The organism is Kosakonia pseudosacchari (assembly GCF_015167415.1).
GTDB classification, from domain to species: domain Bacteria; phylum Pseudomonadota; class Gammaproteobacteria; order Enterobacterales; family Enterobacteriaceae; genus Kosakonia; species Kosakonia pseudosacchari.
In genome coordinates this window covers 3,532,560-3,551,853 of record NZ_CP063425.1, presented here as the reverse complement: position 1 = coordinate 3,551,853, position 19,294 = coordinate 3,532,560, and the positions used below count along the sequence as shown (strand labels likewise).

At 48.2% G+C, this 19,294-nt stretch carries 18 protein-coding genes; 14 read left to right on the top strand and 4 right to left on the bottom strand.

Annotated elements, in window-relative coordinates; genetic code table 11:
- Positions 1-96 precede the first annotated feature (96 nt).
- Positions 97-312: a zinc ribbon domain-containing protein gene (locus IP581_RS16695; protein ID WP_097400277.1), complete on the top strand. Its 216-nt coding sequence runs from the start codon at positions 97-99 to the stop codon at positions 310-312.
- On the opposite strand, the gene IP581_RS16690 is transcribed toward IP581_RS16695, so the two are convergent.
- The 3 genes from IP581_RS16690 to xseA form a co-directional block, all read right to left on the bottom strand.
- Positions 309-650, bottom strand: a complete 342-nt coding sequence (locus IP581_RS16690; RefSeq protein ID WP_176519675.1) for a protealysin inhibitor emfourin — start codon at positions 648-650, stop codon at positions 309-311. The two genes, IP581_RS16695 and IP581_RS16690, sit on opposite strands and share 4 nt — an antisense overlap.
- The gene (locus IP581_RS16685; RefSeq protein ID WP_086870797.1) at positions 650-1,675 is read right to left on the bottom strand and encodes a M4 family metallopeptidase; all 1,026 of its coding nucleotides are present in this window, start codon (positions 1,673-1,675) and stop codon (positions 650-652) included. Before IP581_RS16685 ends, IP581_RS16690 begins: the two co-directional genes overlap by 1 nt.
- Positions 1,676-1,746: 71 nt before the next feature.
- Positions 1,747-3,120, bottom strand: a complete 1,374-nt coding sequence (gene xseA / locus IP581_RS16680; RefSeq protein ID WP_193820900.1) for an exodeoxyribonuclease VII large subunit — start codon at positions 3,118-3,120, stop codon at positions 1,747-1,749.
- A 159-nt stretch (positions 3,121-3,279) separates the two neighbouring features.
- On the opposite strand from xseA, the gene guaB reads away from it, so the two are divergent.
- The 4 genes from guaB (at position 3,280) to IP581_RS23920 (ending at position 8,636) form a co-directional block, all read left to right on the top strand.
- Positions 3,280-4,746 (top strand): IMP dehydrogenase, encoded by a 1,467-nt coding sequence (gene guaB, locus IP581_RS16675; RefSeq protein ID WP_017458982.1) that lies wholly within the window; start codon positions 3,280-3,282, stop codon positions 4,744-4,746.
- Between the two features lie 61 nt (positions 4,747-4,807).
- Entirely contained in the window at positions 4,808-6,385 is a 1,578-nt protein-coding gene (gene guaA, locus IP581_RS16670) for a glutamine-hydrolyzing GMP synthase (RefSeq protein ID WP_086870801.1), read from the top strand.
- Between the two features lie 307 nt (positions 6,386-6,692).
- Positions 6,693-7,883, top strand: coding sequence for a tyrosine-type recombinase/integrase (locus IP581_RS16665; RefSeq protein WP_193820899.1), 1,191 nt, complete (start codon positions 6,693-6,695; stop codon positions 7,881-7,883).
- Between the two features lie 123 nt (positions 7,884-8,006).
- Complete coding sequence (locus IP581_RS23920) at positions 8,007-8,636, top strand: hypothetical protein (protein ID WP_023308176.1); 630 nt, start codon at positions 8,007-8,009, stop codon at positions 8,634-8,636.
- Positions 8,637-9,213: 577 nt separating this feature from the next.
- Here IP581_RS23920 and IP581_RS16660 read toward each other — a convergent pair.
- Entirely contained in the window at positions 9,214-10,185 is a 972-nt protein-coding gene (locus IP581_RS16660) for a LuxR family transcriptional regulator (RefSeq protein WP_407659158.1), read from the bottom strand.
- A gap of 77 nt (positions 10,186-10,262) precedes the next feature.
- Here IP581_RS16660 and IP581_RS16655 point away from each other — a divergent pair, with 77 nt between their 5' ends.
- The 9 genes from IP581_RS16655 (at position 10,263) to IP581_RS16615 (ending at position 19,138) form a co-directional block, all read left to right on the top strand.
- Entirely contained in the window at positions 10,263-10,493 is a 231-nt protein-coding gene (locus IP581_RS16655; RefSeq protein ID WP_023308174.1) for a helix-turn-helix transcriptional regulator, read from the top strand.
- A 20-nt stretch (positions 10,494-10,513) separates the two neighbouring features.
- Entirely contained in the window at positions 10,514-11,356 is an 843-nt protein-coding gene (locus IP581_RS16650) for a helicase RepA family protein (RefSeq protein WP_456077467.1), read from the top strand.
- Complete coding sequence (locus IP581_RS16645; RefSeq protein WP_097752545.1) at positions 11,343-12,104, top strand: ABC transporter ATPase; 762 nt, start codon at positions 11,343-11,345, stop codon at positions 12,102-12,104. The genes IP581_RS16650 and IP581_RS16645 overlap by 14 nt, the downstream gene beginning before the upstream one ends.
- Positions 12,105-12,789: 685 nt before the next feature.
- Positions 12,790-13,143, top strand: coding sequence for a conjugal transfer transcriptional regulator TraJ (gene traJ / locus IP581_RS16640; protein WP_193820895.1), 354 nt, complete (start codon positions 12,790-12,792; stop codon positions 13,141-13,143).
- 81 nt (positions 13,144-13,224) lie between these two features.
- Entirely contained in the window at positions 13,225-14,019 is a 795-nt protein-coding gene (gene trbJ, locus IP581_RS16635; RefSeq protein ID WP_059453025.1) for a P-type conjugative transfer protein TrbJ, read from the top strand.
- Between the two features lie 187 nt (positions 14,020-14,206).
- On the top strand, positions 14,207-15,598 hold the full coding sequence (trbL, locus tag IP581_RS16630; protein ID WP_193820894.1) for a P-type conjugative transfer protein TrbL: 1,392 nt from the start codon (positions 14,207-14,209) through the stop codon (positions 15,596-15,598).
- 81 nt (positions 15,599-15,679) lie between these two features.
- A complete protein-coding gene (locus tag IP581_RS16625) occupies positions 15,680-16,114 on the top strand; it encodes a HigA family addiction module antitoxin (protein ID WP_193820893.1) in 435 nt (144 codons plus the stop codon).
- A 534-nt stretch (positions 16,115-16,648) separates the two neighbouring features.
- Entirely contained in the window at positions 16,649-18,397 is a 1,749-nt protein-coding gene (locus tag IP581_RS16620) for an Eco57I restriction-modification methylase domain-containing protein (protein WP_193820892.1), read from the top strand.
- Positions 18,398-19,138, top strand: a complete 741-nt coding sequence (locus IP581_RS16615; protein WP_137659228.1) for a PaeR7I family type II restriction endonuclease — start codon at positions 18,398-18,400, stop codon at positions 19,136-19,138. It abuts the gene before it with no gap.
- The last annotated feature ends 156 nt before the right edge of the window (positions 19,139-19,294 follow it).

Below are 19,294 nucleotides of genomic sequence, written 5' to 3'. Positions count from 1 at the left end.
AAACCAAACCTGACGAGCCATTTAACCCGCCTGCAGGCGGGTTTTTTGTCGTTAGCGGTGTATGATAAACGCCGTGAAAAAATTAAGGAGCGCCTTATGGAACTGACCTGCCCGACTTGCCATAACCCGCTGCAAGTAGTAGGAACACATGCTCACTGCGACGGCTGCGGCAAAGACATTCAAATCCAGGCGAATTGCCCGGAGTGCCACCAGCCTCTGGAAGTATTAAAAGCCTGTGGCGCGGTGGACTTTTTCTGCCAGCACGGCCACGGGCTGATTTCGAAAAAACGCGTCGAATATACGCTGCTCTAGGGCTTACAAATACACTCTTCCCCTTCGCGCCACAGTTCGACAAACGACGGTGGCGCTTTGCTTTCCGGGATAAGCAGCAGCACATCCGTTTGCTGGGTGGTCCAGGTGATTTGCAAACGGTAGAAACGTTGATCGCCACGTCCAGGCGAGTCCGGCTGGCCTGGCGGTTCGGCGAGCGGGAGCGTCTGGTGCAAAATGTCCACCAGCCGCTGGCGCTGCTCCGCACTGAGTTGGGCGATGACAATTTTTCGCGCGCCGCTCAGCTTCGGAATGTAAGCCAGCCCGCCTTCACGGGCTAACTCGACTACCGCGTCGTCGGTTAATTCGGGTTCGTTCATCATAAAACTCCGACATCTTTCCACGCCTGTTTAATAGCGGCTGCAACCTGTTTGCCGGAACGTTTCTCGCCATGTTTGATGGTGAATTTGGCGAAAGTGGCGAAGTCAGCATTTTGCGCCAGTGACTTATCACACACCGTGTCATACCAGGCGTATCCGGCCTTTTCCCATGCATAGCCACCTATAGCGGTTGCCGCCAGGTAAAATGCCCGGTTTGGAATGCCGGAATTCAGGTGTACGCCGCCGTTATCTTCACGCGTTTTAATAAAATCTTTCATATGTGCAGGCTGTGGATCTTTACCCAGTAACGGGTCGTCATAAGCCGTCCCCGGCTTCGACATAGAGCGCAGCCCCTTGCCATGAATGCCTTTTGCCAGCAAGCCTTCACCAATGATCCAGTCCGCCTGATCCGCCGTCTGTTGCTGGTGATACTGTTTGACCAGCGAACCGAACACATCGGATAACGACTCATTTAACGCGCCAGCTTGTTCAAAGTAGATCAACCCGGCTTCCGTTTCTGTGACGCCGTGGCTCAGTTCATGCGCCACCACGTCAATGGCAATGGTAAAACGGTTGAAGATCTCGCCATCACCATCGCCAAACACCATCTGCTGGCCATTCCAGAAAGCGTTCTGGTAATCCTGGCCGTAATGCACGGTGCCGCTGAGGATTAGCCCCTGGTTATCCAGCGAGTTGCGCTGATAAACCTGCCAGAAAAAATCATGGGTGACACCCAGGTAGTCATAAGCTTCGGTAACGGCGACATCACCTGTCGGTGGCTGGCCCTCATAGCGTACCTGCTCACCGGGCAACGTCTCTTTTTGCTGAGCGTCATAAATATCGCGGACCAGTTCGCCGGGCGAAGTGACCAGCGGCGCATCGACTTTACCGTGGCTGTGCGCCATCAACGTTTGGACATGCGTTAAGGTCTGGCGGGCGCAGCGTTGCTGAAGTTCAGAACCATTGTCGATAATGCGGCGCAGGATATAGGGCGGGATAACACTGTACGGATGACGTGCATTCATGTTGATCTCCTTGATAAAACAAAAAAGAACAACAAAAAGTATAGGTTCGTCTGATTTATTGAGCGCGTGAATTAAGAGGATTTACGTTGGCGCGTTTTTTTCATGGGCGTGACGGCGCTGACTTCACTCTCCACCCAGCCATCGTTCAGCCGCGTGGTCAGTTTGTCGCCCGCTTTAACCTGTTTTGCCTGTTTCAGCACTTTGCCGTCGTTCGCGGTAGTTACGCTGTAGCCGCGCGCCAGCGTTGCCAGCGGGCTGACCGCTTCAAGATGAGTGATTGCCGTACCAAAACGTTCGCGTGTACCACTCAGGCGGTCGCGAATATTCTGGCTCAGACGATATTCCAGTTGCTGAATGCGGCTTTGCGCCCGGTGAATACGCGGCTGCGGGTTTTGCTGATTCAGACGCTGTACTACACGCTGCTGGCGCACGGAAGCGCGTTTTAACTGAGTGTCCAGCGCGTTGTACATGCGCTGCTGCAGGCGTTCCAGCACGGTTTGCTGACGCGCCAGCCGCAACTGGGGATGCTGTTGTTGCAGACGATGATGTATCTGGGCGAAACGGCGGCTGCGGCCTGCCAGATAATAGTCCATCGACATTTCTAAACGCTGCTGCATCGCCTGAACCTGGCGCAGCAGTTCCAGCTGGTTACGGCTGACAATTTCCGCCGCCGCAGAGGGAGTGGGCGCGCGCAGGTCGGCAACAAAATCGGCAATGGTCACGTCGGTTTCGTGTCCAACGGCGCTGACCACCGGAATGCGGCTGGCAAAAATCGCCCGCGCCACGCGTTCGTCGTTAAAACTCCACAAATCTTCCAGCGAACCGCCGCCGCGCCCGACAATCAGTACGTCGCACTCTTCGCGGGCGTTAGCCAGTTCAATAGCGCGTACAATCTGCGCGGGCGCATCTTCGCCTTGTACAGCAGTGGGGTAAATCACCACCGGCAGCGACGGATCGCGGCGTTTCAATACATGCAGAATATCGTGCAGCGCGGCACCGGTTTTAGACGTGATAACACCAACGCAATGAGCGGGTGAGGGCAGCGGTTTTTTGAATTGCTGATCGAACAGCCCTTCGGCCGCGAGCTTCGCTTTAAGTTGCTCATACTTCTGCTGCAACAAACCTTCACCGGCCGGTTGCATGCTTTCGACAATAATCTGATATTCGCCGCGCGGTTCATACAGCGTGATATTGGCGCGCACCAGCACTTGCTGGCCGTGCTGCGGGCGAAAAGTGACGCGACGGTTGCTGTTGCGGAACATCGCGCAGCGCACCTGAGCGGTATCGTCTTTTAAGGTGAAATACCAGTGACCGGAAGCGGGCTGGGTAAAATTGGAGATTTCCCCGCTGATCCACACCTGGCCGAGTTCGCGTTCCAGCAGTAAGCGCACCGACTGATTAAGGCGGCTAACCGTAAAAATTGAGGGGGATTGGAACGACGACATGTGAGCCAGATCAAATTCTAAATCAGCAAGTTATTCGTTCGATAGTAACCCGAAACGAGGGGATGGCAAGTATTTTTCTTAAAAAAGTGTGGATGCAATCGGTTACGCTCTGTATAATGCCACGGCAATATTTAACCCCCCAGGTCAGAGATATTGCCCATGCTACGTATCGCTAAAGAAGCACTGACGTTTGACGACGTCCTCCTCGTTCCCGCTCATTCCACCGTTCTGCCGAATACTGCCGACTTGAGCACGCAGCTCACGAAAACCATTCGCCTGAATATTCCGATGCTCTCTGCGGCGATGGATACCGTGACGGAAGCGCGCCTGGCAATCGCCCTGGCACAGGAAGGCGGCATTGGCTTTATTCACAAAAACATGTCGATTGAGCGTCAGGCAGAAGAAGTTCGCCGCGTGAAGAAACATGAATCCGGCGTGGTTAAAGACCCGCAAACCGTTCTGCCGACCACCACCCTGCGCGAAGTGAAAGAGCTAACCGAACGTAACGGCTTTGCCGGTTACCCGGTAGTGAATGGCGACAACGAACTGGTGGGCATCATCACCGGTCGCGACGTGCGTTTCGTCACCGACCTGAACCAGCCGGTTAGTGTGTACATGACGCCGAAAGAGCGTCTGGTGACCGTGCGTGAAGGTGAATCCCGTGAAGTCGTGTTTGCCAAAATGCACGAAAAACGCGTTGAAAAAGCGCTGGTTGTCGACGAAAGCTTCCACCTGCGCGGCATGATCACCGTTAAAGATTTCCAGAAAGCAGAACGTAAACCGAACGCCTGTAAAGATGAGCAGGGTCAGCTGCGCGTTGGCGCAGCGGTTGGTGCGGGCGCAGGTAACGAAGAACGCGTTGACGCGCTGGTTGCCGCAGGCGTTGACGTGCTGCTGATTGACTCCTCCCACGGCCACTCCGAAGGCGTGTTGCAGCGCATTCGTGAAACCCGTGCCAAATACCCGGATCTGCAAATCATCGGCGGCAACGTCGCCACTGGCGCAGGTGCTCGCGCACTGGCAGAAGCGGGCGTGAGCGCGGTGAAAGTCGGTATCGGCCCTGGCTCCATCTGTACGACGCGTATCGTGACTGGCGTGGGCGTTCCGCAGATCACCGCCGTTTCCGACGCGGTTGAAGCGCTGGAAGGCACCGGTATTCCGGTTATCGCTGACGGCGGTATCCGTTTCTCTGGCGACATCGCCAAAGCGATCGCCGCAGGCGCTGCCGCAGTGATGGTTGGCTCGATGCTTGCCGGTACTGAAGAATCCCCGGGCGAAATCGAACTCTACCAGGGCCGCTCTTACAAATCCTATCGCGGCATGGGCTCGCTGGGCGCGATGTCCAAAGGCTCTTCTGACCGCTACTTCCAGAGCGATAACGCCGCCGACAAACTGGTCCCGGAAGGTATCGAAGGCCGCGTGGCTTATAAAGGCCGCCTGAAAGAGATCATTCACCAGCAGATGGGCGGCCTGCGCTCCTGTATGGGGCTGACCGGCTGTGGTACTATCGACGACCTGCGCACCAAAGCGGAATTCGTGCGCATCAGCGGCGCGGGCATTCAGGAAAGCCACGTTCACGACGTGACCATCACCAAGGAATCCCCGAACTACCGCATGGGTTCTTAATGATTTTCGCGCCCGGTGCTCTCACCGGGCGCTTTCGTAACTTGCCTCGGAAGTAACGTCAATGACGGACAACATTCATAAACATCGTATTCTTATCCTCGATTTTGGTTCTCAGTACACCCAACTGGTTGCGCGCCGCGTGCGTGAGCTGGGTGTTTACTGCGAATTGTGGGCGTGGGATGTCACCGAAGCGCAGATCCGCGACTTCAATCCAAGCGGTATCATCCTTTCCGGCGGCCCGGAAAGCACCACCGAAGACAACAGCCCGCGTGCACCGCAATATGTCTTCGAAGCTGGCGTGCCGGTGCTTGGCGTTTGCTACGGCATGCAGACCATGGCGATGCAGCTCGGCGGCCACGTTGAAGGTTCTAACGAGCGTGAATTCGGCTACGCGCAGGTTGAAGTGCAGACCGACAGCGCGCTGATTCGCGGTATTGAAGATTCGCTGACCGCAGAAGGCAAAGTTCTGCTGGACGTGTGGATGAGCCACGGCGACAAAGTAACGGCGATTCCGTCTGACTTTGTCACTGTTGCCAGCACCGAAAGCTGCCCGTTCGCGATTATGGCGAACGAAGAAAAACGCTTCTACGGCGTGCAGTTCCACCCGGAAGTGACTCACACCCGCCAGGGCCTGCGTATGCTGGAGCGCTTCGTGCGCGATATCTGCGAATGTGAAGCGCTGTGGACGCCGGCAAAAATTATCGATGACGCTGTTGAGCGTATCCGCCAGCAGGTTGGCGATGACAAAGTGATCCTCGGCCTCTCCGGCGGCGTGGACTCTTCTGTCACCGCGATGCTGCTGCATCGCGCCATTGGCAAAAACCTGACCTGCGTGTTCGTAGATAACGGTCTGCTGCGTCTGAACGAAGCTCAGCAGGTGATGGACATGTTTGGCGACCACTTCGGTCTGAACATTGTTCACGTGGAAGGGGAATCCCGTTTCCTGGCTGCACTGGCCGGTGAGAACGATCCGGAAGCCAAACGTAAAATCATCGGCCGCGTGTTCGTGGAAGTGTTCGACGAAGAAGCACTGAAGCTGGAAGACGTGAAATGGCTGGCGCAGGGCACCATTTACCCGGACGTGATCGAATCCGCTGCTTCGGCAACCGGTAAAGCGCACGTTATTAAATCTCACCACAACGTGGGCGGCCTGCCGAAAGAGATGAAGATGGGCCTGGTTGAACCGCTGCGTGAGCTGTTCAAAGATGAAGTGCGTAAAATTGGCCTGGAACTGGGCCTGCCGTACGACATGCTTTACCGCCATCCGTTCCCGGGTCCGGGCCTCGGTGTTCGCGTGCTGGGCGAAGTGAAGAAAGAGTATTGCGACCTGCTGCGCCGCGCCGATGCGATCTTTATCGAAGAGCTGCATAAAGCCGATCTCTACAACAAAGTGAGCCAGGCGTTCACCGTGTTCCTGCCGGTTCGCTCCGTGGGCGTGATGGGCGACGGTCGTAAATACGACTGGGTTGTCTCGCTGCGTGCAGTAGAAACCATCGACTTTATGACCGCACACTGGGCGCACCTGCCGTACGATTTCCTCGGCCGCGTCTCCAACCGCATTATCAATGAAGTGAACGGTATCTCCCGCGTGGTGTATGACATCAGCGGTAAACCGCCAGCGACGATTGAGTGGGAATGATTTCGCGTCTGGTAACAGCCTGCACGTAAAAGCAGTAAAGTACCTCTAAGCCCGCGTAACTGCGGGTTTTTTTGTTTTTATGTCTGGCACTTTCTGGCAGCTGTTAGCAACGGGAAGCACGGTTTTTTCAATGGAATTTTTGATGGTACTCTCTGGTTTTGAATTCAGGTTTGAAAAAGTACCATGTGATAAATTTCGGTTGAGTTATGGTATTTGTTTTTTATAACTTAATTAAAAACAGATAGTTAAATAACTTTTCTGAATTTTTTACAACATGGTATTTTTTGATAAAGGAAAACAATAAACCATGTTGACTGACACCAGGCTGCGTCACCTTAAGCCGAAGGAGAAACTCTATAAAGTTAATGACCGTGATGGTCTGTATGTTGCGGTCACTCCGGCTGGAACGATCTCATTTCGTTATAACTATTCAATAAACGGAAGACAGGAGACCGTTACTTTTGGCCGCTATGGTGTGGGAGGGATCACGCTTGCAGAGGCGCGTGAACGGCTCAATGAAGCTAAAAAAATGGTTGCCGGTGGAAGATCGCCAGCGAGGGAAAAAGCTAGAGATAAAGCTCGTATCAAAGATGCGGAGACTTTTGGTGCATGGGCTGAGAAATGGTTACGCGGTTATCAAATGGCTGAATCGACGCGTGATATGCGGCGTTCGGTATATCAAAGGGAGTTGAAGTCAAAATTTGCGCAGCAGAAATTGACCGAGATTACACATGAAGACTTACGCGCATTAACCGATAACATTGTCGAGAGAGGGGCACCGGCGACAGCTGTGCACGCCAGAGAGATTGTATTGCAAGTCTATCGCTGGGCTATTGAGCGCGGTCAGAAGGTTGAGAATCCCGCTGATCTGGTACGGCCTGCAAGCATAGCGAAATTTGAGCCTCGTGACAGGGCATTGACGCCAGTTGAAATTGGTCTGATGTATCGGTACATGGAACGGGTAGGAACGACGCCATCAATCAGAGCAGCGGTTAAACTTTTGCTGTTAACGATGGTACGTAAAAGTGAGCTTACTAACGCAACTTGGCACGAGATCAATTTTAGTGAGGCATTATGGACGATACCAAAGGAGAGGATGAAACGACGTAATCCCCATTTGGTTTTTCTTTCCAGACAGGCAATGGATATTATGATTGCTCTCAAAACCTTTGCCGGTAGCTCTGATTTTATCCTTCCTTCGCGGTACGATTCCGATGCGCCAATGAGTAGCGCTACTTTAAACCGGGTTTTGACACTGACGTATCGTCTGGCTCAGAAAGAAGGGGAGTTGTTGCCTAAGTTTGGTCCCCATGACTTACGGCGTACTGCCAGCACCTTGCTACATGAGGCCGGGTACAATACTGACTGGATTGAGAAGTGCCTTGCCCATGAACAAAAAGGGGTACGAGCTGTTTATAACAAGGCAGAATATCGTGAGCAGAGGGCTGAGATGCTACAAGATTGGGCGAATATGATTGATGAATGGACTAGTAAGTAGTTAATAATCAGTAAGTTAAGTGGATATGCTTCTTTTATCTACGCTAGGAGAGCAATTTTAGCCGCTAAAATTTACTGAATCTTTACTGGTTTTATCTGGATTGCATAAAAAGGAAAAATAAAAGTGCCTGAGTTGTCTGTAATTATACAATGGATGAATCAATACCCTAAGACCGGCTGGCTATTGCTGTGTATCTATATTGCACTCGGTGTAGTTCGTCACAGAGTAATTAATGCTGAATCTGGAAGTGTATTTCGTGGACTACTCAATCTTAGGAAGCGCCGGCTAGAGCAAATGCTGACACAGCCATATTTAAATAAAAATGCGGTCCGTCTGGCAAAGCGTGAGCTTCGTCAGCGCAGCCTTTATCGGCTCACAGGCTTGTATAATTATCGGCTGCAGGATTTGGCTGTAATAATGTGTGATCGTTATGGGTTGCGGGCTGGTTATCTCAAGCCGTGGCGTAACTGGCTCGAAGAACGGGATGGACGGATTGTGTTCAACAGGAAATGGCATTGTTTTCGCTGGCGTCTTTTTCTGGTAGGTCAGATTGTAAACACAGTTCTACTAATATTATTCATTATGTATATAGTTTCTCATTCTTCGGCCGAAATGATCGCACCGCTTATGTTACTCTTCATGCTTGTATGGTGGTTTCCTTGGCTAATGATCACCTCGGTACCTACCCCTAGGTGGACTCGCGAAATGGAAGTCTATCTTGAGAAATTTAACGCTGAACAGACTATGGTTTAAACTGTTCTTTGTTACCATGCATTCAGAGTGAATTGTCAGAGTTTTGGAAGATTCCATCCTACGAGTAATACTCACAAGGTAATTCACATAATCAATAGGTTAAGTCATAAGCTTCTTGACCCTACATGAGAAGACGAATTTTAGCTGCTAAAATTTTGGGCATATTTGGACTTAAATGCCACCGACATGATTCTAATAATTAAGCCAGTACCTAATGAGCCAAGATAAGACAACTGTAAACGCCCCTTGGCTTAGACTTGCTTTCAGGAAAGCGAATGCTTTTTATGGTCAGGGACAAGTAAGGGGATGAACCATTGCATAACCATAAAACCAATTCGTTCTATGTCATTACAGATCGGTTTCAGTGATTTACTGGTGAGGTAGTATCACTGTGATCCGTTTTGCATAACGCTTACAGCTGCGCTACAAACAATAAACTATAATACTGTATTTTCAAAATCATCAATTTGAAGCAGGGTAATCGCGAAAAACCCTCGTAAGTGGCTGGTTGTAATTCAATAAAGTGGATGATATTAAGATTTAAACTGCCACCATAATAGCTCGTGGATATACTATTTTAAATATAAAATTCTTTCCTCACAGACGCTAAGGCCTTGGACACAGCCTGCTTTGTCATAGTTGTGTAGTGATTTTTTTCTAAAACCTGTGCGGTTTCAAACTGGTTAAAACCTTGGTGTTTTAATATGATTATTTTTTTCTTAGTATCAGTGAATTTGGAGTCAACCATTCGTCTGGCGATATTCCTAAGTTTATCTAGATCTGCTGGGGTTAAAGTTTGACCCTGCATCCACTCATGAAAATATGTATCAATCAATATATCCCCTGTGTTTGCGTTAGCTTTATGCGGTTTAGCGCATTGCCGTCTAAGCCTTATTAATTCTTTATTGAACTGTTCGAGAGACCGCTTTCCTTGTCTGTATTTGGGATTCCATAGACCATTGGTGAGTTTGGGCCTATGGTCAGAACAATATCGATGACTAAGGACCTGTTTTTCATGAACGGGGAACTCATTATCGTTAGCAACAAATTCTGATATCTCACTGATCAACTTGGAAAATTCGGTTAGATTACCGCAGAACTCGCAATAACCGAGCTTACGCTGTGAATTTATAGTTACTCCTTTTGCAGGAGAGGACTTCTTCGGCCGCTTGGATGCGCACTCACTGACTAATTCAATAAGAGACTCAATCGTAGCGGTAAAGCATTTATCAAGAGAATTTTGTTGATCTAAAGTCAGAACGAAATTACGCAAAAGAAGTCTTTGTGCCTGTACTACGACGTTTAAGCCCACTTTTTTAAGTACATCACTAAATCCTAGATTTACTCCAGAAATGTAGTCTTTATAACTTGGTGGCAGGGAATTTACATAAGCAGCTACTGCTGGATCAATAACTTCCTGTATGAGACGCAGTATTGGATACCTCCGTGAAAATATGGAGTACGGATAACTACGCTCTACAAATAATTTAATTGCAGCTGCAACTGTGAGGTCACAGCCTTCCCAGATAGTAATTTTCATGTCAACCATTTTAGCCAATGAATAGGTTTTAGCAAGTGGTAATGCTTGGCATTGTATAGGCCTGATTGGAAACAGGAGGAAGGCAGATGCAAACAAAGGCACATAGCACGCTCATTAACAGAAAAACACTTCTGGAAATGATCCCATTGTCAGCCCGCACCATTTATAACCTTGAACAGCGAGGCGAGTTTCCTCGCCGTATAGCACTTACTAGCCGAAATGTAGCATGGCAGTTATCCGAAGTAGAACAGTGGATTGCGGATCGTAAATCAGCAATGTTTAAAGCGGCCAGACCCGGTGTTGTTTTAGGTAGGTAACAGCAATGTCATTGAACATAATGGAAGCATTTGAAGTTAAGCCGCAACCAATTGATTACGTCTTGCCTAATTTGGCTATTGGTACTATCGGAGCGATTGTTTCTCCGGGAGGCGTTGGAAAGTCAATGCTGGCATTACAATTGGCTGTGCAGATTACTTGTGGTGTAGATCTTTTAAACTTTGGTGAATATCCGACTGGGTTGGTGGCATATTTACCTGTGGAGGACTCTGAAACCATCGTTCACCATCGTTTATATGCTTTGGGAAAATATCTAACAGCACGTCAGCAGCAGATTGTAGCCGATAAGCTACTGGTCGAACCTTTGGTAGGGAAGTGTCCAAATATTTTCTTGCCGGATTGGAGCAACTTGATCAATGAAGTTTCAAAAGGTAGACGTTTAATAATTTTGGATACTCTTCGCCGTTTCCACCAGGAGGATGAGAATAATAGCGCAGCAATGTCCAAAGTCATCGGAAAACTAGAAGGTATTGCTGCTGATACTGGATGTTCGATTATATTTCTACACCATTTAAACAAAGGCGCTGCCACGATGGGTGTTGGTGATATACAGCATGCAAGCAGGGGTAGTAGCGTCCTGGTTGATAATATACGGTGGCAATCTTATCTGGCGGGCATGACCGCCTTAGAAGCGAAGACGTATGGTATTTCTGATGATGTTCGAGGTCAATTTGTTAGATTTGGAATAAATAAAGCAAATTATGGAGAACGTGCGCCAGATTGTTGGTTACAGAGACATGAGGGGGGAGTATTAAGGATAACACAACTCAATTCGAAGAATAAAAAACAAATAGCTAAAGAATGTATGTCTTCATGGAGTGGTGCAGAAAATGATAACTGGTAATAAAGTTACACCTACTAGTACTGCTTTGCAGGCTAGAGTCATTCTGTACCAACCAAGTCAACGTCCCTTGACGCTGAAGGGGCAGTGGATGGAGACTAGTTTTGGTCGTTGTCGAGTTACCGGAAGACTAGGACAACGTCATGCGGATATTGTGGAAACAATGCTCTATGTGGCCGAGAAACGTCGAGAAATTTCTGATGGAGGAATCGAGTTATTAGTAGATCCAGCGAAAGTACGCCGAACTCTATCCGATGCACAATACAGTTATGATCGAATTAAAAAACTACTCGTTGATCTACGAGTGGCGACTGTTGAAATAGTAACACCAGATTTAGAAAAAAACGGTTATTGCATTCTAGGCGGTTTAATTGACCATGTCGTACCCTCACCAATGACCAGGCGTAATCCTCTAACTGGTGGTGAACGTAACCTATGGAGAGTACGCTTGGGTGTTGCATTGGTAATGTTGTTGAAGCGAGATTTGCATTTTCATCATGATCCTGGTCCTATTGCTCGTCTCCAGCATGGTATTAGTCAAGCAGTTGCACGTCATATATTAACACATAAGCACGATCCTAAAGGCGGCTGGCATATTGATACATTAATTTTAGCTGTCAGTGGTGAAGGTACTAATAATATGACATTACGTAACTATCGGAGGAGATTAAAAGAAGATAGCAAACAATTTCTAGCGATTGGCATTGAGATACAAAATTCTAGGATAAAACGAGCTACAACGGCCCGGTAGCGTGTCGTTACGGCCCGGCGATGTGCTGTAACGGCCCGCCAGTGTGCTACAGAGGCCTGATTTTTTAACTCCTTTGCAGGTTATTCAGGATCAATCAGTATATTCAGGCTTTGAAATCACCTGCCTGAGCAGGCGCTTTCAAATCTATAATCGGCCAAAGGCCGATGGTTGTACGCCAGAAGAAGAGATTACTTACACGCTTGGCATATTAATACTTGAGTTAGATTTTATGACATATGAGGTACACCCTTGGCTTTATGCATAGGGAGGCAGATTTTAGCCGCTAAAATCTGCAATGCACATGCTTAGACAAGGTAAGTAAAAAAGTGTATGAGAAAATAAAAAACTTCTTACGATATATCGAAACATAAATACAGTGTGGACGTCCATTTATAACTACTAAAGGTCATTTTCAAAAGGGAGAAATATAGTTTCCTTGCAAAAAACACATTTGCTGCAGATCTTTACTCGAGTAATCCTATATTAATACGCTAAGAAAACACATCCTGTACACTGAAATACACATTGTCTTGCAAAGATATACAACGGCAATTGTAGGGCAGGACATGTAAAGTAGGCCCACCGCTACGGTGTTCCAACTTTACCACTCCCTATTCGCCGCATCGCGGCTCAAGGGCGTCCTGCTCTGCGAGGCTGCCAGGCTACCGCCTGTATGGAGAGCTATATGAAAGTTACTCAGACTAGAAAAAATAGTACGCCAATAAAAGTTTATTGTTTACCCGAAGAAAAAGTTCTCATCCAAGAAAATGCAGAAGCATCTGGATTAAGTGTTGCCTGTTTTGTTCGTAGAGTTGCAATGGGTTATCAGGTTGATTCTATCGTAGATATAAAACAGGTTAATGAACTTAGTCGAGTAAACGCTGATCTTGGAAGACTTGGAGGATTACTTAAATTATGGCTCACAAATGATCCTCGAACAGTTGATTTTTCACCCACACTGATAAGAACCTTGCTTGCGAAAATAGAATCAACTCGGCAAGAACTAAGGAACATTATGGATAAAATCTTGGATAAATAAATGTGTGGTTTCCTATATACCTGCATCTGTTAACAGACAGAGTGTTAAAGATTACTAATCTGTTGAATAAGAGGTGAGAAAATGAATTTAATGTTCCGATTGGTTTCATCACAAAGAGGGATTTTAGCCGCTAAAAAAGCTTTAATAGTTCCTTTCGTGGCGTCCGTCATGGCATTACCGGTGAAGGCCGGAATTCCCGTTATTGATGGCACCAATGTGGTTCAGACCACAATCAGCGCAGTTAACAACGTTCAGGCTGTGGCTAAACAAATCCAGCAGTACCAGACGCAGCTGCAGCAGTATGAAAACATGCTGCAGAACACCGTAGCTCCTGCGGCCTATATCTGGGACCAGGCAAATTCAACAATTAATAAATTGTTGCAGGTGCAGGATACCCTTAATTACTACAAGAATCAGGCCGGGAGTCTCGATGCGTACCTGAAACGATATCAGGATGTTAACTACTACAGGACATCACCTTGCTTTAACAGCAATGTTAAATGTACCTCGTCTGAAATTAGCGCATTGCGTGAAGCTGAACAGAACAGTTCAGGGGCACGTAAAAAGGCCAATGACGCGCTATTTAAGGTAATTGACGAACAGCAGAACACCCTGCAGAGCGATGCTGATAACCTTGCAGATTTGCAAACTCAGGCAACCGGCTCACAAGGGCAAATGGAAGCTATTCAGGCCGCTACCCAGCTTGCCAGCGCGCAGACAAACCAGTTACTGCAAATCCGCTCGCTTCTGATAGCTCAACAAAACGCTGCGGCAACACTGGCACAGGCTCAGGCCGATAAAGAAGCCCAACAAATAGCTGCTGATGAGAACGTATTAGCTGGGCAGAACACACCAAGCCCGAAGCGAATTTGGTGAGGAACAACTGAATGAAAAATAAAATTATGATGGTTTTTATTATAATCATTTCAATGATTATATGTTCTTGCGAAAAAAAAGATAACGATTGCTCATCGATGCCAGATAATAAATTTGATGCACATAGATCCGATAAGTGTGCATTGCGTAGTAATAACAATCCAAGCCCTAAACGAGAATGGTAATCATGAAAATAGTAAGTAAGCTCACCTTTTTAGGTATCATAATTTTCTTTTCTATAAATGCCTATGCTGGTCAATTAGATAGTAGCGGGCTACTTGATTCTTTATTAGATAAGTTTCAACAAGTAGCCAGTACATGGACAACAGTAATTGCTGACTATGCAAATTGGCTCTTCTGGGGGCTGGTATTAATAAGTATGGTTTGGACATTTGGTATGATGGCGATGCAAGGGGAAGGGTTGACAGGCGTACTTGCTGAAATAGTTCGCTTTTTTGCCGTCATTGGTTTTTTTTATTATCTTTTAATCAACGGCCCATCCATATCGCAATCCATAATTAATTCAATGAGGCAACTTGCAGCAAACGCTTTAGGAATAAGTACTGGTATTTCGCCCTCAAGCATAGTTGATATGGCGTTTGCGATATTAACAAAGGTCAGTTCAGCCGCATCAATTTGGTCGCCAATGATATCCACCATTATGATAACAGTCGCGATAATCGTTTTGGTAGTGATGTCCCTTATAGCGATAAATATGCTAATCATGTTGGTTTCTGCATGGGTGTTATGTTATGCAGGAGTTATATTGCTTGGATTTGGTGGTTCGAAATGGACCTCTGATATAGCAATTAATTACTTACGAACTGTTTTATCGATTGGCATTCAATTATTCACGATGACATTAATTATTGGGATTGGACAATCATTTATAGATCAATACTTTTCTCTTATTAAAGATGATGTTCCTGATCTTAATAGTCTTATCGTTTTGCTTCTGGCGTCAATTATCCTGTTAGTATTAACGAATAAGCTACCACTGTTGTTATCAGGTGTTGTAGGAGGGGCTTCTTTACAAGGGATTGGTGGATTTGGGGCGGGTATGATTACTGGCGCTGCCGCTACTGCCATCAGCGGTGTTGGAGCAATGGCAATGGGGGCATCAGCTCAAGTCAGCGGCGGAGCCTCTGCATTAAAGGCAGCGTTCGAGTCTGCGCAAGCTGCCATGGCCGAGGAATCTGGTTCAGGCGGTGGAGGCGGTTCCGGTGGAGGATTTGGCGGCGGGGAAGATACCGGTTCTGTAGATACTTCTGGAGGCCAACCCTCAGGCAGTTCCGGTGGTTCGTCAGCATGGAGCAGTTCAGTTAGCGCCAGCGGAGGAAGTCAGGGGTTTGCTTCATTCTCACGAGCTGGCCGCATGGCAAGCCATATGGGAAGCATCATGGCCAACGGAGCTGCTGAGTACCAGAAAATGAAGCGAAGTAGCAATTCTTCTCGTGTCCAACAAACTATTGGAGGGGAGTTGGCGACTCAGATACGTAAGCAGACAGCTACTCATCGGGATAACCGCGAACATGATGATTTTGCCGATGATAGCTTATCGGGTAATAATAAATCTTGAATCACGTGCGTCAGTTAACGAGGTAGCGTGAGCTGACGCTTTCACTGTGCGAACTTTACTCCTGCAATTCAAAGGAAAAACATGTCCAGGACTCCCTATACACGGTTACGTATTGAGGGCTTCCGCAAAGCAGAGGCTTCCCTGAGACTTGAAGGAATGGACCCCAGTGGTACGCCACTGTACGAGTCCATTAAGGCACGTATTATTTCAGGTGAGCTTACGTATGAGCAGGGGCGTTCAGAGATTCTTGCATACTACACAAAAGCAGATACCGCCGGTCCTGTGACAGTAGGAGAAATTCTGACAGAAGAATTTTTGAAACCGCTGAACATGTCTAATGATGAACTGGCGGAAGCTATGGGTAGCTGCAAGCAGTATATTGACGATATTCTCTGCGGCTTGCGTCGTCTTACAAATGACGATACTCGCATTCTTGCTGCCGTATTTGGTACTGATGAGGATTTTTGGAGCAATCTGCAGAAGTTGCAAGATCAACAGAAGGAACGACGGAAGTAATCCATCGGTGGCTACGCCATATGTCATGAACCAGTTGCCCCTCAAGTGTCATAAAAGCACTCGTTCCTGTTTGGGGCTGTTCAGTAATAAATAACACAGGTCATAGGCTTGTGGAATTACTATACCCACCTAAGAAGCTATTGTTTTATAAAGGTATACAGGGCTTTGTACCTGTGTGTCTGGACGCATCAATTCGTGTTAGTATATCAGTCAATTTTTTCGGAGATATTAGTGAATCCCTGCATTTGATATCATCCGCATTTCTACCGTCGATTAGTTTTGGGACTTGTATCAAGCAAACCAAATGCAGTGTGAACTAGCTAAAACAGATGTGGGTCCGAGTGATATCAACTCGTGCACGTGGGCGGTCATTAGCTAAGAGCCAATGTTAGATGGCCGTAGGGTATGCGAGAACGAAGTTCTGCTTTGCTATCCAGATATTCTGGTGGCCAATCTAGCCAGATCCATGGCTCGCCCCGAACCACCCTTTACAAGTATGTCGGCGTTATAACGCCGCCCCAATGAGGACTTTGGATGACTCAACAACAAGACGCCGCTGATAGCGTGCGCAGCAAGGTCGCTCCTGGAGCTATAGCAGTACCTGTATGTCCCGTCACATCAGCGATAGAGTTATTGGCGACAGAGGGGGGGCTCGAAGCCAGGGGGGCCATTTTCACGCGCTCTGAGGTGGTGGATTTCATTCTCGACTTGGCTGGTTACACAGAGGATCAACCGCTTTATAAGAAGAGAATTTTAGAGCCATCATTTGGTGCTGGGGACTTCCTATTACCTATCATCGAGCGGTTATTGGCTGCATGGCGGGTGGCGAGGCCAAACGGTTCAGCTTTAGGGGAATTGGCCGATGCAATCCGGGCTGTGGAATTGCACCACGAGACCTTTTATAGCACCCAGGCAGCAGTTGTCGAACTGCTGAAGCATCAAGGCATCTCTTCGAATGATGCTAATGCCTTGGCTTGTTGTTGGCTGTCGCAAGGCGATTTCCTGCTTACTCCTTTGGAGGGGGAATTCGATTTCGTCATTGGTAACCCACCATACGTCCGTCAGGAGTTAATCCCCGCACCATTACTTGCTGAATACCGCTGTCGTTACAAGACAATGTTTGATCGTGCAGATATTTACATTCCATTCATCGAGCGATCTCTGTCGGTTTTGTCGGATGGTGGCAGCCTAGGTTTCATTTGCGCGGATCGCTGGATGAAGAATCGCTATGGGGGACCGCTTCGCAGCCTTGTTGCTGAGAGGTTCCACCTAAAAGTTTATGTCGATATGGTGGATACTCAGGCCTTTCACTCCGATGTGATTGCCTACCCAGCAATTACTATCATCAGCCGTGAAATGCCGGGGCCAACTCGCATTGCTCACCGGCCAGCTATTGACCGGGTAACACTGACTGAATTGTCTGGTCTGCTCACAGCCCACTCTCTTCCTAAGGAAGTCGGACCGACGCGTGAGCTTGCTCAAGTGACCAATGGTTCGGAGCCGTGGTTGCTGGAATCATTCGATCAAATGGCGCTTATTCGCCGTTTGGAAAGAGACTTTCCCCTGCTTGAAGAGGTAGGGTGCAAGGTCGGGATTGGTGTTGCGACAGGTGCGGACAAAGCGTTTATCGGAGATTTTGAAGCACTCAATGTTGAGCAAGACCGGAAAGTGCCGCTGGTAACAACCAAAGACATCGTGAGCGGTGAAGTTGAGTGGCGTGGTCTGGGGGTTATCAACCCCTTTACTGAGCAAGGCGGGTTGGTCGAACTTGGTGAATATCCACTCTTGCGAAGCTATCTTGAAGCAAGACGTAGTGTGATTGCTGGACGTCATTGTGCGCAGAAAAACCCGCTCAAGTGGTATCGCACGATTGATCGCATTACTCCGAAATTGGCCGCGAGGCCAAAGCTTTTGATCCCTGATATCAAGGGGCAGGCTCATATCGTTTATGAAGGTGGCGAACTATATCCTCATCACAACCTCTATTACGTCACCTCAGATGATTGGGACTTGCGTGCCCTTCAGGCAGTACTACTGTCTGCCATCAGCCGCTTATTTGTGGCGACATATTCAACGAAAATGCGGGGGGGATTCATGCGTTTTCAGGCGCAGTACCTTCGCAGAATTCGTATTCCGTCTTGGGCTGACGTGCCTAAAATGCTACGCCACGAGTTGGCTGAGGCGGCTATCAAACGGGACATTCAGGCCTGTAATCGGGCGGTGTTTAAGCTTTATGGTCTGAATCAGGAAGAACAATCATCCCTTGGGGGAAATGGAGAATAAATGGCGCTCGATCTCGTTGATTATGAAAAGAAAGCCCGCGAAGCCGTAAAGGCATTTTGGGGCAACCGTGAAGCAGCAAGACAAAAGCAAATTGAGTCGGGTAAGGCCGACCAAGGCGAACGTGCGGGTGTCACTGCTGGAAAGAATATGGACGGGTTCTTGGCCTTGGTGCTAGACCTCATAAAGGCTAATGGACTAGCCCATGCTGAGATTTACCAGAACCGGGCGATGTTGACCCTTCCCGGATATTTCCGCCCAACTAAGCTGTGGGATCTATTAGTTATCTACAAAGGAGAATTGATTGCAGCAATTGAGCTGAAAAGCCAGGTAGGACCCTCGTTCGGCAATAACTTTAATAACCGAACTGAAGAAGCAATCGGGACGGCCCATGATTTATGGACAGCCTTCCGCGAAGAAGCTTTTGGGAAGCAACCGCGTCCATTTGTAGGGTGGATGATGATGGTTGAAGATGCACCGGAGTCTCGCAAGCCCGTTCGCGACTCGTCGCCACATTTTCCTGTGTTTGATGAATTCAAGGGAGCATCATATCTCAAGCGGTACGACCTGTTGTGTCAGAGGCTGGTTCAAGAGCAGCTTTACACGACCGCCGCTGTCATCGCAGCGGAGCGCGGCGCGGTAAATACTGGTGATTTCACTGAGCTATCGTCCATGACCAGTCTCAGGGCATTCGTATCTGCACTGGCTGGTCACATAGCGGCAGAGGCTGCTCGGTTGGGCTGAGATAGAAGCATCTCTGTTGGAGCATAGCTGGTTTGAATGTCGAAAGTGGGAAAAGTTGTTCTTAAAGGGGGTGGAATATTCAATATTTACTGTTGAATTAAGGCTGCGAAGTAACAGCTTTTTACGGACCGCCCTTTAAGTGGTTAAACTTGCTTC